General features: G+C 63.2%; 15 protein-coding genes. 3 read left to right on the top strand and 12 right to left on the bottom strand.

The genetic code is table 11. The features are described from left to right. Nucleotides 1–104 precede the first annotated feature (104 nt). The 5 genes from AC1DX4_RS28280 to AC1DX4_RS28260 form a co-directional block, all read right to left on the bottom strand. Nucleotides 105–899 (bottom strand): ATP-binding cassette domain-containing protein, encoded by a 795-nt coding sequence (locus tag AC1DX4_RS28280; protein WP_477223435.1) that lies wholly within the window; start codon nucleotides 897–899, stop codon nucleotides 105–107. Next, a complete protein-coding gene (locus AC1DX4_RS28275; protein ID WP_477223434.1) occupies nucleotides 899–1996 on the bottom strand; it encodes an ABC transporter permease in 1098 nt (365 codons plus the stop codon). Before AC1DX4_RS28275 ends, AC1DX4_RS28280 begins: the two co-directional genes overlap by 1 nt. Before the next feature lie 54 nt (nucleotides 1997–2050). Continuing rightward, the gene (locus AC1DX4_RS28270) at nucleotides 2051–3007 is read right to left on the bottom strand and encodes a rhizopine catabolism ABC transporter substrate-binding protein (RefSeq protein WP_477223433.1); all 957 of its coding nucleotides are present in this window, start codon (nucleotides 3005–3007) and stop codon (nucleotides 2051–2053) included. Nucleotides 3008–3120: 113 nt separating this feature from the next. Further along, nucleotides 3121–4020 (bottom strand): myo-inosose-2 dehydratase, encoded by a 900-nt coding sequence (gene iolE, locus AC1DX4_RS28265; protein ID WP_477223432.1) that lies wholly within the window; start codon nucleotides 4018–4020, stop codon nucleotides 3121–3123. Continuing rightward, nucleotides 4017–5135 (bottom strand): Gfo/Idh/MocA family protein, encoded by a 1119-nt coding sequence (locus AC1DX4_RS28260; RefSeq protein ID WP_477223431.1) that lies wholly within the window; start codon nucleotides 5133–5135, stop codon nucleotides 4017–4019. The genes iolE and AC1DX4_RS28260 overlap by 4 nt, the downstream gene beginning before the upstream one ends. A gap of 97 nt (nucleotides 5136–5232) precedes the next feature. Here AC1DX4_RS28260 and mocR point away from each other — a divergent pair, with 97 nt between their 5' ends. Beyond that, on the top strand, nucleotides 5233–6702 hold the full coding sequence (gene mocR, locus AC1DX4_RS28255) for a rhizopine catabolism transcriptional regulator MocR (RefSeq protein ID WP_477223430.1): 1470 nt from the start codon (nucleotides 5233–5235) through the stop codon (nucleotides 6700–6702). A 128-nt stretch (nucleotides 6703–6830) separates the two neighbouring features. Here mocR and AC1DX4_RS28250 read toward each other — a convergent pair whose 3' ends face one another. Beyond that, a complete protein-coding gene (locus tag AC1DX4_RS28250) occupies nucleotides 6831–8033 on the bottom strand; it encodes an MFS transporter (protein ID WP_477223429.1) in 1203 nt (400 codons plus the stop codon). Between the two features lie 127 nt (nucleotides 8034–8160). Continuing rightward, nucleotides 8161–8619 (bottom strand): Lrp/AsnC family transcriptional regulator, encoded by a 459-nt coding sequence (locus AC1DX4_RS28245; protein WP_027044481.1) that lies wholly within the window; start codon nucleotides 8617–8619, stop codon nucleotides 8161–8163. A 171-nt stretch (nucleotides 8620–8790) separates the two neighbouring features. On the opposite strand from AC1DX4_RS28245, the gene AC1DX4_RS28240 reads away from it, so the two are divergent. After that, nucleotides 8791–9525 carry an AzlC family ABC transporter permease gene (locus AC1DX4_RS28240; RefSeq protein ID WP_477223428.1) on the top strand — a complete coding sequence of 245 codons (735 nt, stop codon included), beginning with the start codon at nucleotides 8791–8793 and terminating at the stop codon, nucleotides 9523–9525. Continuing rightward, nucleotides 9522–9821 carry an AzlD family protein gene (locus tag AC1DX4_RS28235; protein ID WP_477223427.1) on the top strand — a complete coding sequence of 100 codons (300 nt, stop codon included), beginning with the start codon at nucleotides 9522–9524 and terminating at the stop codon, nucleotides 9819–9821. Before AC1DX4_RS28240 ends, AC1DX4_RS28235 begins: the two co-directional genes overlap by 4 nt. A 33-nt stretch (nucleotides 9822–9854) precedes the next feature. Here AC1DX4_RS28235 and AC1DX4_RS28230 read toward each other — a convergent pair whose 3' ends face one another. The 5 genes from AC1DX4_RS28230 to AC1DX4_RS28210 are packed head-to-tail and all read right to left on the bottom strand — an operon-like array spanning nucleotide 9855 to nucleotide 14919. Further along, nucleotides 9855–10913: an ABC transporter ATP-binding protein gene (locus AC1DX4_RS28230; protein ID WP_477223426.1), complete on the bottom strand. Its 1059-nt coding sequence runs from the start codon at nucleotides 10911–10913 to the stop codon at nucleotides 9855–9857. Nucleotides 10914–10924: 11 nt separating this feature from the next. After that, nucleotides 10925–11857, bottom strand: a complete 933-nt coding sequence (gene kce / locus AC1DX4_RS28225; protein ID WP_477223425.1) for a 3,5-dioxohexanoate:acetyl-CoA acetone transferase — start codon at nucleotides 11855–11857, stop codon at nucleotides 10925–10927. 29 nt (nucleotides 11858–11886) lie between these two features. After that, entirely contained in the window at nucleotides 11887–12735 is an 849-nt protein-coding gene (locus AC1DX4_RS28220; protein WP_128337865.1) for a carbohydrate ABC transporter permease, read from the bottom strand. After that, entirely contained in the window at nucleotides 12732–13667 is a 936-nt protein-coding gene (locus AC1DX4_RS28215) for a carbohydrate ABC transporter permease (protein WP_477223424.1), read from the bottom strand. Before AC1DX4_RS28215 ends, AC1DX4_RS28220 begins: the two co-directional genes overlap by 4 nt. A 1-nt stretch (nucleotide 13668) precedes the next feature. Next, nucleotides 13669–14919 carry an extracellular solute-binding protein gene (locus AC1DX4_RS28210; protein WP_477223423.1) on the bottom strand — a complete coding sequence of 417 codons (1251 nt, stop codon included), beginning with the start codon at nucleotides 14917–14919 and terminating at the stop codon, nucleotides 13669–13671. Between the last annotated feature and the right edge of the window lie 24 nt (nucleotides 14920–14943).

Here is a 14943-nt window from a genome sequence, read left to right as displayed (position 1 = left end):
GAGCACAATGCACTTGAAGCAACATCGTTGCTGCACTGCACAATAACAAGCTTACGCTGGGGTAGACGAGAGGCGAATGCTCCGTTTCAGGCCAGCGCCGTGCCTCAAGCCGGCCCATTCCTGGCCGACTTCGCCAGTTCCTGTTCCAGATCCACAAGTTCCTTGCCGCCTGCCATCAACTTGAGCAGCTGGTCGCGGTCGATTTCGCCTTTGGCGTAGGTGCCGGTGCTCCGGCCGCGCTTCAACAGCGTGAAGCGGTCGCCGACGACATAGGCGTGGTGAACGTTGTGGGAGATGAAGATGACGCCGATGCCGCGCGCCTTGGACTGGACGATGAGCTTCAGCACCACGGATGCCTGGTGGACGCCCAGCGCCGATGTCGGCTCGTCGAGGATCAGCACCTTGGCGCCGAAATAGACGGCACGCGCAATGGCAAGACATTGCCGTTCGCCGCCCGACAGCGTACCGACCGGCTGTTCGGGATCGCGCAGCTGGATGCCCATCGCCGACATCTCGTCATAGGCGGTGCGGTTGGCGAAGTCGGCGTCGAACTGGCTGATCGGCCCGAATTTGCGCATCGGCTCGCGCCCGAGGAAGAAGTTGCGCGCCACGCTCATCAGCGGCACCAGCGCCAGGTCCTGGTAGACGGTCGCAATGCCGCTGTTGCGCGTATCGGCGGGCGAGCCAAACCGTGTCGGCTTGCCCTGCACGCGGATTTCGCCTTCGTCTGGCGTGTAGACGCCCGACAATGTCTTGATCAGCGTCGACTTGCCCGCGCCATTGTCGCCGAGCAGGCAATGCACCTCGCCGGGGCAGACATCGAAAGACACGTCCTTCAGTGCCACGACCGAGCCGAAATATTTGCTGACCGACTTCAGTTCGACATAGGGCTCGGCCATCACCGGCTCCTCATGGCGCGGTTGCGCACATAGCTGTTGAACAGTACCGCGATGACCATCATGGCGCCCATGAACAGCTTGAACCAGTCGGTGTCGATGCCGGTGTAGAAGATGCCCATCTGCACCACGCCGAAGATCAGGGCGCCGAACATGGCGCCGACGGCCGATCCATAGCCTCCGGTGAGCAGCGTGCCGCCGATGACGACGGCGATGATGGCCTCGAATTCCTTTTGCGTGCCGCGCAGCGTGTCGGCCGAGCCGGTGACCAAGACCTGGATCGCCGCGAACAGTGCGGCCGCCATCGCGGTCATGACGAACAGCGTGATCTTGGTGCGCGCCACCGGCACGCCGAGATTGCGCGCGGCATTGGCTTCGCCGCCGGCGGCGAAGATCCAGTTGCCGAAGCGGCTGCGCGTCAACAGCCAGGTACAGGCCATCGTCAGCACGATCCACCAGACGATCGACACCGGAATGCCTGATATCGACGGCAGGCCGTCGGCCCGTTTGCCGATCAGGCCGATGTTCGAAAGCCAGGCGATCAGGCCGGAAAACACCTGTCCCGAAAACAGGCTGTTGAGCGGATCGTTCTGCGCCAGTTCGTGCACGCCCGACACCTGGGTCCGCCCTGATATGCCGCGTGTGAGGCCAAGGGTCAGGCCGCGCAGCATGAACAGGCTGCCGAGCGTCACGATGAAGGAGGGCAATCCGGTCCGGACGACGGCGAGCCCGTTGAGCGCGCCGATGCCGCCGCAGACGGCGAAGGTGAACAGCAGCGAAAGCCAGATCGGCCAACCCCAGAACACGGCGGGGATGGCGATGAGGATGCCGGCAAAGCCGATCATCGAGCCGACCGACAGATCGAACTCGCCGGCGATCATCAGCAGAGCCACGGGGGCGGCGAGAATGCCAAGCTGGGCCGAGACTTCGAGGAAGTTGATGATGCCCTTGGCACTGAACAGTCCCGTGCCCCCCGCCATGATGGCGAAGAACACGAAGACCAGAACGGTGCCGGCGGCCGCGCCAAGTTCCGGCCTGCTCAACAGGCGGCTCAGGCGTGAAACCGACCGGACCCGCTCGTCGCGAATCTCTGAAACCATGGCTGTGTTGCCCTCACAAATGCAGAGGCCGGGGCGAGGCCCCGGCCGCCAGTTCTAGCGCTTGCCGAGTTTCGACAGCTCGATAACCGAGGCGGCAGTGTCCTTGGTGACGAAGCCGGGGCCGGTCGGATAGTCGGCGATCGGCATGATCTTGTACTTCTTCCAGAGGTCGAACATCGCGACCGGGATGTAGCCCATGGCATATTGCTGGGCGTCGATGCCCCACTCCATCTTGCCGGCGACGACGGCCTGCAGGATCGTCGGCGAAAGATCGAACGTCCCGGTCTTCACCTTGCCGGAGAGGCCCAATTCATCGAGCGCGGCCAGCGTCGGTTCGGCACCGCTGGCGCCGACGGCGAGAATGAACTGTGTATCGGCATGAGCGGTCATGTAGGCGATCACGCGGTTCTTCATTTCGGTCGGGTCGATGACGCCGTTCATCACCGGTACGTCGACGCCCAGACCCTTGGCAAAGCCGGCGCAGCGGTCGTCGAGGCTCGAATTGCCGACCTCGTGGTTGGCACAGACCGCCTTGGTGAGGCCGAGCGCCTTGATGCGCTCGCCGGCCATGACGCCTGCCTGGAACTCATCCTGCCCCATGAACAGCAGGCCGCCAAGGTCGTGGGTGAGTTTCGAGCCGCCGGAATCGATGATGATGACCGGGATGCCGGCAGCGATGGCATTCTTGACCGGAGCCGAAAGGGCCGCCGCATCGGGGATCGAAACAACCATGCCGTCCGGCTTCGAGGCCGCGATGGCGTCGATCATCTGCGCCATCTTGGCCATGTCGAAGGTTTCGGGCGCCAGATATTCGGCCTTGACGCCCAGCGTCTTGGCGGCATCGTCCATGCCGTTCTTGACCACAGACCAGTAGGGGTCGCCGCTCTGGCCGTGGGTGACGAACACCACCCGCGTTTCATCGGCGGCCGCAAGGGTCGTGGCCGCCGCCATCATCGTGAAGCCGGCCAGCAGGCCGAGCGCAGGCTTTACTAATTTCGCAAGCGAAAACATAGAACCTCCTGTTTGTTTTCCGCCGCCGTAATTACGGTCGGCAGTCCAGTTGCCCCTTCATTCCAGTTTCATTCCTCAGCACTGGTTCCCCAGAGGCCGCATGGCGGCCTCAATCACTCGATGACGTCAAATCCGGCTTGCCGCGCCATGCGCGACAGGTTCTGGAATCCCATTGTCGCATAGGTCAGCGGATTGGCCTTGCTGGGATCCTGCTCGGCCTCGACGACCAGCCAGCCGCTGTAGCCATTGTCGGCCAGCACGCGCAAAATGGCGGGGTAGTCGATGAAGCCGTCGCCGGGGACGGTGAATATCCCTTCCATGACCGCACCCATGAAACTCATGTCCTCGGCGCGGGCACGCTCGAGCACGGGCTTGCGGGCGTCCTTGCAATGCACATGCACGACGCGTTTGACGTGCGCCTTGACCAGGGCCAGCGGGTCGCCGCCCGAAAATGTCGAATGGCCGGTGTCGTAGAGCAGGCCGACGGCTTCGCCGGTGTGGCGCATCAGCAGGCCGACCTCGGCATCGGTCTCGACGATGGTGCCCATATGATGGTGAAAGGCCATGCGCACGCCGAAATCCGCCATCCGTTCGGCGAGCGCGGTCAGCTTGCGGCCATAGGCCGGCCATTCTTCCGCACTCAGGGCCGGGCGCTGCGAGATCGGCCCCCATATGGCGTTGTGGCGGCCGCGCGAGGTGTCGGCATAGACGACATGGGTCGAGCCCATATCCTTCAAGAGCTGGAGATGCGGCGTGATCGCAGCCATTTCCGCGTCGACGTCCTTCTCGTCGCAGCGGCCATCATACCAGCCGGAAATCATGGCAAGGCCATAGCGCTGCATGATCGGCTTCAACTCGGCCGAGCGGCGCGGAAACTTGCCGCCAAGTTCAGTGCCGGCATAACCGGCGTGCCTGGTCTCGCTGAGGCAGACTTCAAGCGGCGTGTCGCCGCCGAGTTCCGGCACGTCATCGTTTGACCAGGTGATCGGATTGATGCCGATGCGAACCGTCACGGGCGAACTCCTGATTGCTTCGATTGGGCAAGGTGATGGCGAGCGAGGCCGGCCAGCAGCGTCATGTCGCGGCGGGCATGCTCGGCGGTGTTGCGTACCGGTGCGCCTTCGACGATCGCCGACCAGAAACCTTTCAGCTCCTCGACGAATGCTTCTTCGTAGCCGCTGCGTATGTCGCGGCTGGAGAGCGTGTGGCCGTCGCCGGTGCGGATGGTCAGCCGTGTCGGCTGGTGGTTGAGGTAGGGCGAGGGGAATTCCAGTTCGAGCGAGGCGTCGTCGAAGTAGAGCGTGATGCGCTCGCGGTAATCGGGCAGCCCTGGAGTGGCGACATGCGCCATGGTCCACAGCGCCTGGCCGTCGAGCAGCCGGACAGTGCCTTGGCCGCCTTGGCCCTTTGCGAATAGGCAGGCGCCGACAATTTCACCGTCGGCGACGCCGAGTGCACCGAGCAAGCCATGGACGGCGTTCACATCATGCACGATCGACGAACAATAGGCGCCGACAAAGCCGCCGAAGGCGTCGGGATCGTCCAGCCCCGGCACCGCGCCCTCGACCTGCTCGCGCTGCTTGGCTTCGGTCGAGGCAATCAACCCCGCCGCGACATCGTCACCCCGGCAAGTGGAGGCGTGCCGGATGAAGGGCCAGGCGTCGGGATCGTTGACCTCGACCGAAATGTAGCGAAGTGTGTGCGCCGTGCCGGGCAGCATTTTCAGTGCCGCCTCGTAGCTCGGGTCGAAACGCTTCATGTAGCCGACCTGGAGCACCTTTCCGGCGCGATCCCTGGCGGCGATCAATTCGTCGATGTCGCCGGCGCTGTAGCAAAGCGGCTTTTCGCAGAAGACATGCAGCCCCTTGGCGAAGGCGGCGAGGCTTTGTTCGCGGTGCAGCGCATCCGGCGAGGCGATGACCACGGCGTCAAGCGGCATGGCGAGAAGCGCGTCGAGATCGGAAAATGGTTCGAGGCCGAATTCCTCGCCGACAAAGGCGCGGACTTTTCGCGAAGGGTCGTAGACACCGACGATCTTGAACTGCCGGTGCAGCTTGAGCAGGTTCGGGATGTGCTCGACCTGGGCGACGCCGCCCGCACCGATCACTCCCACCCTTATGCACTGCATCGGCCAGCCCCATCTGAACCCGAACGCTTTTTTCTTGAGCCTAAGGCTGCTTTGGTTCCATTGTGAGAGCCAGATCTGATTGATTTTTGAGAACCAGATGAAGACCAGTTTTCCCGTCGACGGCATTGCGCTGGATCGCGACAGTCCCGCCAATCTGCACCGGCAGCTCTATGTCCAGCTGCGCGGCCTGATCGAACGGCGCGTGCTGCCGAGCGGCCACGCACTGCCCTCGACCCGGGTCATGGCGCGGGATCTGAATGTCGGGCGCAACACGGTGATTGCCGCCTGCGACCAGCTGGCGCTGGAAGGCTACCTCGCCATACGGCCACGCAGGCCCTCGGTGGTGATGGATCTGCCGACCCGCTCAGTGGCAGCGGAACAAGTCTCAGTCGAGGACGCCAATCCGATATCGCGGCGCGGGCAGACGATGCTTGCGCAACCCTATCATCATGGCCGGCCGGGCATGCTCGCCTTTCATCCCGGCATGCCGGACCCGGACAATTTTCCGTTCAACACCTGGTCGAAACTGCTCAGCCGCCGCGCAAAATTCGCGCATATAGATCTTTTCGGCACCTATCACGTCAAAGGCTATCCGCCGCTTTGCGAGGCCATAGCGCGCTATCTCACCGCCTCGCGGGGCGTAAAATGCACGGCCGAGCAGATCGTCGTCACCAATGGTGCGCAGTCGGCGTTCGATCTCCTGGCCCGGCTGCTGATCGATGACGGCGACACGGTATGGATGGAGGAGCCGGGCTATTACGGCGCCGGTTCGGCCTTTGTCTCGGCCGGGGCGAAACTGGCTCCGCTGCGCGTCAGCAACGCCGGCTGGAACCTCGATCCACCACCTGTCATTCCGCGCATGATCTTCGTGACGCCCTCCTGCCATCACCCGCTCGGCATCACCATGCCGATGGAACAGCGGCTCAATCTCTTGCACATGGCCGAGACCTGGCGCTCGTGGATCATCGAGGACGACTATGACGGCGAATACCGTTTTCAGGGCCAGCCCATTCCGGCGCTGCAAGGCATCGGCGCGTCAGACCGCGTGGTCTATGTCGGCACCTTCGCCAAGATCCTTTTCCCGGCCATGCGCCTCGGCTTCATGGTGGCGCCCAAGGCGATAGACCATACGATCGTCTCGGCGCTGAGCGTGAGCGGCCAGTTCGCCCCCTTGCTGACCCAGGCCGCGCTCGCGGATTTCATGAATGAGGGGCATTTCACCCGCCATCTCAGACGCATGCGCCGCCTCTATGCGGAGAGGCGGCTATTCTTCCTGGAAAGCGCGCAAAGGCATCTCGGGGAATGGCTGGATTTCCATGCCACCGAATCCGGCATCCAGGTCGTCGGCATCTTTCGCGGGAGATGCAGCGACAGGGCGGTTGCCGAGGCGGCGCTCCAGCAGGGCATCAACGTCTCGGCGCTGTCGATCCAATACCGCCACGGCACGGAGCAGAACGGCCTCGTCATGGGCTTTGCGGCGGCCGATGCGCAGACAACCGAAAAGACGATGCAAAAGTTTCGCGCCGTGCTGCAAAGCCATTTTTCGCCAACGAACGATCCCGGATAAATCCCGGGATCGTTCGTTGTCGCGAAGCGTGCTGCTAGAGCAGTTCACCGAAACAGTGAACTGCTCTAACCCTTTGTTTTGACGCAATTCCGGACCGAAAACCGTTTCACACTTTTCCTGGAATTGCTCTAGGCTGCCTGCAACTCTCTGCGCGGCAGCGGCGGGAAGGCGATGGCTATGCCCGCGGCACCCAGGCCGATCAGGGCCGAGCCGATGAACAGCCAGTGGTAGCTGGCATAGGCGTCGAAGATCATGCCGCCGGCGAGCGGTCCCAGCGCCATGCCGAGGCTGGAGAGCATGGTGGCGGCGCCGAACACGGTGCCAAGAATGCGCTGGCCGAAATACTCGCGCGCCAGCACCGCGTAGAGCGGCATCACGCCGCCATAGGTGGCGCCGAAGATGACGGCCAGCATATAGAACTGGTCGAGCTGGCTGATCGAGAGATAGGCGGCAATGACGATCGCCTGGATCGCCAGTCCCGCGACCAGCACAGGTTTGACGCCGAGCCGGTCGGCCAGCACGCCGTAGAGAAGCCTGCCGCCCAAGCCGGCGAGACCCTCGACGCTGTAGATCGTAACCGCCGCCATGGGTGCTACGCCGCACAGCATGGCGTAGCTGACCATGTGGAAGATCGGCCCGGAGTGGGCAGCACAGCAGGCGAAAAAGGTCAGCCCCAGCACGATGAACTGCGGCGAGCGCAACGCCTGGGCCACACTCATGCCGGCACGCTCGGCGACCGGCGCTGAAGCCGCATCGGCAATAGCGGGCTTTGGCGGCTGGCGGACCAAAAGCACCGCCGGCAGCAACAGCACCCAGGCCATGATGCCGATGTCGAACATGGCGGTGCGCCATTCATAGGCGGAGATCAGCCAGCGGGCGAAAGGCGAGATCGTCATCGGGGCGACGCCCATGCCGGCCGAGACAAGGGAAACCGCAAGCCCGCGGTGGGTGTCGAACCATCCGGTGGTCAGCGCGATCATCGGCGCGAAGAAGGCGCTGGCGGCAAGCCCGACGAGCACGCCATAGCTGATCTGGAAGGTCAGCAGTGAGCCGGCACGGCTCGCCACCACCAGCGCCAGCCCGAGCAGCACTGCACCGATCGCCACGACGATGCGGGCGCCGAAGCGGTCCGAGAGGGCGCCCCAGGCGAAGCCGCCAAGGCCCATGACCAGGAAGTTGAGTGTCATGGCGCTCGAAATGCCGGCGCGGGACCACTGCGTGTCGAGCGCCATCGGTTCGAGAAATATCGCCAGCGAAAACATCGTGCCGATGGCGACACAGGACATCAGCGCGCCTGCCGCGACGATGACCCAACGATAGGAAAGGTTCATGCAAATCTCCCATGCCAGAGGGCAGCGCTCAGCGCTGCTTGCGTCCGAAGGACGCTGGCACCGAGGCCCGTCCTACAATCCGGTTGCATTTTTTATCCAGTCTGGAATGGACCGTTTCGCCGTCACCTCAGATCGGCAATTCCGACGTGTATTTGATCGTCCAGCTGGGGACGTCGGTCTTGACGTTCTGGACACCCTTGATGCGGCTGAGATGCTCCGACTGGAAACGGCGATAGTCGTTGATGTCGGCCGCCACCACGCGCACCATGGCGTCGCAGTCGCCCAGCATCAGATAGCATTCCATCACTTGCGGCAGCTTGGCCACTTCGGTGGCGAAGTGCTCTATCGTGTCCTCGTCCTGCGTCTTCAGCCAGATCCGGGTGAAGAAGGTGAGACCCTTGCCGATGCTGGCCGGGTTGAGCACCGCGACATAGCGGTCGATGACGCCGGCCTCCTCCAAGAGCTTCACGCGCCGCAGGCAAGGCGAGGGCGACAGGCCGACCTCATTGGCCAGATCGTTGTTGGCCATGCGGCCGTCGCGCTGCAGCGCCCGCAGGATGCGCCTGTCGATGTCGTCAAGCTTCATGGCCGTAAATTCCATTATTTATTAGAATCGTGGTGTAGGATGCCAATTTTTGACAGATTGAGCGCATCTTCGCAACCAAATAGCGGATAGGCTTAGGTATGTTTGCCGCCGGTATCACGAGAGTTTCAAACGCAGGGAAGCGGCGGCCGCGAGGTCGGCCGACGGCAGAGCATGAGCATTTCAGAGACAGTCGAAGCAGCGGGCGATGGCTCGGGATCGGAGTTCCGCCGCGGTGTGGCGTCCTGCGCGCCGGTGCTGCTCGGCACCATCCCCTATGCGCTGGTGCTCGGCGCGCAGGCCACGCAGAAAGGGCTGAGCACGGTCGAACTGTCTGTGATGACGGGGCTGAACTTCGCCGGCGGCTCGGAATTCGCGGCGATCCAGTTGTGGACGTCGCCGCCGCACATCCTGCTCATCGTCGCCATCACTTTCCTGGTCAACAGCCGCCATCTCTTGATGGGCGCGGCGCTGGCGCCGTTCCTGCGTGAGCTGCCGCGGCGCAAAGCGTTTCCGGCGCTGTTCTTCCTCTGCGACGAAAGCTGGGCGCTGGGCCTGGCCGATGCCAAGCAGCGCGCCGCTGCAGGCATCACGCCAGCCTTCAGCCCGCGCTACTATATGGGTGCGGCGCTAGCAATGTATCTGACCTGGGTGGGCTTCACCACGCTCGGCGCGTTGCTCGGCCCGATGCTCGGCGATGTCCAGCACTACGGTTTCGACATGGCGTTTCCGGCCGTCTTCCTGGTGCTGATGCGCGGCATGTGGAAAAGCGTGGCGGCGGCGCGGCCCTGGCTGGTCAGCCTGGTCGTTGCCGCCCTTGTCTATCTCTTCGTTCCCGGCGCCTGGTATGTCGCGGCGGGTGCGGTGTCGGGGTTGCTTGCTGCCTGGCTGATGGCAGGTGATGCATGATCGACATGACAACCCTTCTCACCATCGTGCTGATGGCCGGCGTCACCTACCTCACCCGGATCGGCGGCTATGTCGTGCTGCGCAACCGCGTGCTCAGTGCGCGTGCGACCGCGGTGATGGAGGCCGCACCCGGCTGCGTGCTGATCTCGGTCATCGCGCCGGCCTTCGTGTCGCGTAATCCCGCTGATCTTCTGGCGCTGGCCATCACCTTCGTCGTCGCGACGCGGTTGTCCATGCTGCCGACCGTTTTGATCGGCGTCGGCGCGGCCGGCCTGCTCAGACATCTCCTCGGCTAGCTCCAACGCAAAGCCAGGACGCAACGCCTACGTTTACTGGACCGTGGACGTGATGCGCCGACCCTCGGCGTTGAACAGATGCAGCTGGGTCAGGTCCGGCGCCAGGAAAACCTGCTGGCCCGGCATCACGGAAATCCGTTCGCGCAGCAGCGCGCTCATCGTGTTGTTGCCGGCCTTGGCCAGGACAAGCGTTTCCGCGCCGGTCGGCTCGACCACTTCGACCACGGCCGGCACGCCGCTGTCGGAGAGCCTGAGATGTTCGGGCCGGATGCCCCAGGCGAGCGCGCTTTCGCCCTGTTCCAGCGCCGGCAGAGGAAACACCGTGCCGTCGCTGGCGGTAAAACCGTCCACCGTGGTGCGGCCTTGCAAAATGTTCATCGATGGCGAGCCGATGAACTGGGCGACGAACAGATTGGCCGGCCGGTCGTAGAGGTCGAGCGGGGCGCCGACCTGCTCGACGATGCCGCCATTCATGACGACGATCTTGTCGGCCATGGTCATGGCCTCAACCTGGTCGTGGGTGACATAGACGATGGTGGTTCCCAGGCGCTGGTGCAGCGCCTTGATCTCGGTGCGCATCTGCACGCGCAGCTTGGCGTCGAGGTTGGAGAGCGGTTCGTCGAAGAGGAAGACCTTGGGATCGCGCACGATGGCGCGGCCCATGGCGACACGCTGGCGCTGGCCGCCGGAGAGCTGGCGCGGATAGCGCTCCAGCAAGTCCTGCAGTCCGAGGATCGTCGCGGCGCGCATGATCTTGGCGTCGATCTCGCTTTTGTCGGTCTTCTTCAGCGTCAGCGCGAAAGCCATGTTCTCGCGCACCGTCATGTGCGGGTAGAGCGCATAGTTCTGGAACACCATGGCGATGTCGCGCGACTTTGGCGCGACGTCGTTGATGACCTTGCCTTCGAGCGCGATCTCGCCGGCGCTGATATCCTCCAGCCCGGCGATCATCCTCAGCAAAGTCGACTTGCCGCAGCCGGACGGGCCGACGAGGATGACGAATTCGCCTGACGCGATGTCGACCGACACGCCGTGGATGACCTTGGCCTTGCCGTAGGCTTTCTCGACGCCCGATATCGTGACCGCACTCATTGGTGTTTTCCTTAGAAAGAGACCTTGTCGCCGCCCTTGAGCTGCAAGATCTGCCGCGCCTCGTCAGGGGTGGCAACCGAGGCGCCGAGCCCCTCGATGATCTGGCGCACCTTGAGCACCTGCTCGGCGTTGGATTTCGCCAACTGGCCCTTGCCGATCCACAGCGAGTCCTCCAGTCCGACGCGCACATTGCCGCCGAGCGCAATCGCCTGGGTGGCGATCGGCAGCTGGCTGCGGCCGGCGCCCAGCACCGACCAGTGGTAGTCCTGTCCAAACAGCCGGTCGGCGGTGCGCTTCATATGCGCGACATCCTCCGGATGGGTGCCGATGCCGCCCAGTATGCCGAACACGCTCTGGACGAAGAACGGCGCCTTGACCAGGCCGCGCTCGACGAAGTGGGCGAGCGTGTAGAGGTGGCCGATGTCGTAGCACTCGATCTCGAAACGCGTGCCGTTCTCAGCGCAGGTGCGCAATATGTGCTCGATGTCGCCAAAAGTGTTGCGGAAGATGCGGTCGCGCGAGCCCTCGAGATAGGGACGTTCCCAGTCATGCTCGAAGGTCTTGAAGCGCTCCAGCATCGGATAGAGGCCGAAATTCATCGAGCCCATGTTGAGCGAGGCGACTTCCGGCGCGAAGGTCGCCGCCGGCTTGACCCGTTCTTCAACGCTCATCGTCGCCGCACCGCCGGTGGTGATGTTGATGACGCAGTCGGAGCGCTGCTTGATCACCTTCAGGAAGGGCGCAAAGGCCTCGGTCGATTGATCCGGCCGGCCGTCGGCGGGGTTGCGCGCATGCAGATGGACGATGGCAGCGCCTGCCTCGGCCGCGCCGATCGCGGCGTCGGCGATCTCTTGTGCGCTCACCGGCAGATGCGGCGACATTGACGGCGTGTGGATCGAGCCGGTAATCGCGCAGGTGATGATGATCTTGTTCTGGTTCGCCACTTGAAGATCCTCGTCTTTTTGACCGCGGCTTATTTCACTGCGCCTTGGGTGATGCCGGAGATGAACTGCTTCGACAGCACGATGTAGAGCAGCGTGATCGGCAGCGCCGCCAGTGTCAGTCCGGTGAACAGCACGCCCCAGTCGGTGGTAAACTCGCCGACGAAGACGGTGAGGCCCTGCGGCAGCGTCTTGAGCTCGTCCGAGGTGATCAGCACCAACGGAAAGAAGAAATCATTCCAGATCGGCACCGCGTTCTGGATCGCAACGATGACCAGCGCCGGGCGCGCCAGCGGCAGCATGATCGAGCGCATAATGCGAAATTCGCTGGCGCCGTCCATGCGCGCCGACTCTTCCAGTTCGCGCGGCAAGGTCCGGAGGAAGCCGGTCATGATGAACACCGCCGACGGGATGCCCATGGCGACATAGACCAGCACCAGGCCGGCATAGCTGTCGACCAGTCCCAGCGAATCCAGCTGGATGAACAGCGGAATGATTGCCAGTTTCAGCGGCACGGTCATGCCGCTCAGGAAAAACATCAGCACCAGCGCGCTCAGCCTGAACTGGTAGCGGGCAATCGCATAGGCGGCCATGGTGCTGAACAGAAGGATCAGGGCGACCGCGGCCATGGTGATGCCGACGGAATTGGCGAGGTAGCGTACGAAATTGGTTTCGCTCCATACCCGCTCGGCATTGGCCAGCGAGAAGTGCGCCGGCAGCGCGAAGGGCGAGCTGAAGATCTCGGCATTGGTCTTGAAGGACGACATCACCATGACGAACAGCGGATAGATCATGATGACGGCGTTGATCGCCAGCATCAGCTGGATGGCGCCGTTCTTCAGCAACTCGGCGGGCTGCCCGGTGCGGGCTGTCGCGCTCACAGCTCGATCTCGCGACGGCGCAGGTAGCGAAGCGCGATTGCCGTGACGCCGGCAACGATGATGAACATCATCACGGCCAGCGCGCTGCCCTGGCCGAAATCCTGGATGCCTGTCGTCGTCGAACCGAAGGCGGTGCGGTAGAAATAGAGGCCGAGCACGTCGGTGGCGCCGCCGGGCGAGCCGGTAAGGCCGGCCATGACATAGGGGATTTCGAACCAGTTGAAGCTGCCGATGAAGGTCAGGATGGTGACGATGGTGACGCTCGGCGCAATCAGCGGCCAGATAATCCTGGTCATCAGCACATAGTCGCCGGCGCCGTCGAGACGGGCGGCTTCGATCACTTCCTTGCTGACGCGCTGCATGCCGGCCAGCAGCACCAGGGTCGGGAAGCCGAGCCAGTGCCAGACATTGGCGAACAGGACGCTGCCGAGTGCGGTGTGTTCATTGCCGAGCCACGGTATGGCGCCGATGCCGACCAGCGCCAGCGTCTGGTTCACCAGGCCGAACAGCGGATGCAGGAACAGTTTCCACAGGAAGCCGACGATGACCGCCGACAGCACGACAGGAAGAAAGACGATGACCTGGTGGATGCGGTGGCCGGGCAGGGCTTTCAGCAGGGCGTAGGCGAGCAGGAAGGCGGTGCCGTTCTCGAACACCATCAGCGCCACGAAGGCGATGATGTTGTGCTTCAGCGCATTGTAAGTCCAGTCGCTATAAGGCTGTTCAAACAGCACCTTGCGGAAGTTTTCAAAGCCGATGAATCCGGTCGGCTGCAAGCCGTTGAACTCATAGAAGGCAAGGCGGAAGGCCGAGAGCAGCGGCCAGAGCACGAACAGCACCATGACCACCAGGGCCGGTGTCAGCAGGGACGCGATCCAGAGTGACCGGCGCCACGGAAAGGCTTTTGTGGTGTGGCGCCGGCCGATGTTCATGTCACTTGCCCTGGAAAGGCTTGTACCATTTGGCGAGGCCGTCGGTCAGGTCGGCGGCCAGCTGGTCCGGAGTGATCGAACCCGACATCATCTTGGTGATGTCGCCCTGCAGCAGCTCCGATCCCGTCGGCTTCTCGAAACGGAAGTAGACGACATTGATATGCGGCATGGCGGTTTCGTTCAACTTGGCGACATGGGCGAGAAGCTCGTCCTTGATGACGACGCCCTTGATCGGCGAGATGTTGCCGAGCAGAGCGGAGAACTTGTCGCCGAACTCCTTGGTGCCCATCCAGTTGACCAGCTTCAGCGCGGCCTCCTTGTTGGCCGACTTGGCGTTGACGGCATAGCCGCCGTCGAAGAACTTCGTCACCTGCGGTGTGTCGCCGGCCTTGGCCATTGGCGGGGCGACAAAGTCCATGTTGATGGCCGGGTTCTGGGTCCGGTAGCTGGCGATATCGAAGCTGCCGCCGGCCAGCATCGCCGCCTTGCCGCTGATGAACAGCTGGCCGGCGGTGTCGTAGTCGATGCCTTCGAAGCCGGGCGGCATGTAGTCGCGCAGTTCGAGCAGCTTGCCGAGCGCCGCGACATAGCGCGGGTCCTTGAAGGTGGTCTTGCCCGACGTCAGGTCGCTGACAAAGTCCTGGCCGAGGAAGGGGTTGGTGAATATGGCCACGAACATCTCGTTGAACCAGCTGGTGCCCATGCCGTTGGCCAAGGGATAAATGCCCTTGTCCTTCAGCGCCTTGCTGACGGTTATGAACTCATCCCATGTGGTCGGCGGCGTCAGCCCGGCCTTGGCGAAGACGTCCTTGTTGATGAACAGGCCGAGCGTCTGCGAAGCGAAGGGCAGGGAATAGACCTTCTTGTCGGCGCGGTAGGTGCCGGCCACCAGCGCATCGGCGGGCTGGTTGGCGAGCGAAGGCACTGTGGTCAGATCCTGCGGCTCGAAATAGCCTGCCTTGACGAACTGCTCGAGCCAGCCATAGGCGTGGGTGTGGATGACGTCGCCACCCTTGCCGGCGGCCAGCGCCGTCGAGACGATGGTCGGGTAGTTCTCGTCCGGGAACGACTCGAACTTCACATGGATGTCCGGGTTGGCCTTGGTGAAATCGGCGAAAAGTTCGTTGTAGGCGGCCTTGTCTTCCTGGCGCCAGGTCCAGAACGAGATGTCGGTGGCATGCGCCACGCTGGCTGCCAATCCCCATGCGAAAGACGCGGCCGCGAGGGCCAGCCCAATCCTTCTCCTGCTCATGTTGCAATCTCCCAATCGCGCTTG

The organism is Mesorhizobium sp. P3_A8, from assembly GCF_056402995.1.
The sequence above is the reverse complement of the archived record's forward strand: the minus strand, read 5'-3'. Positions and strand labels throughout refer to the sequence as shown.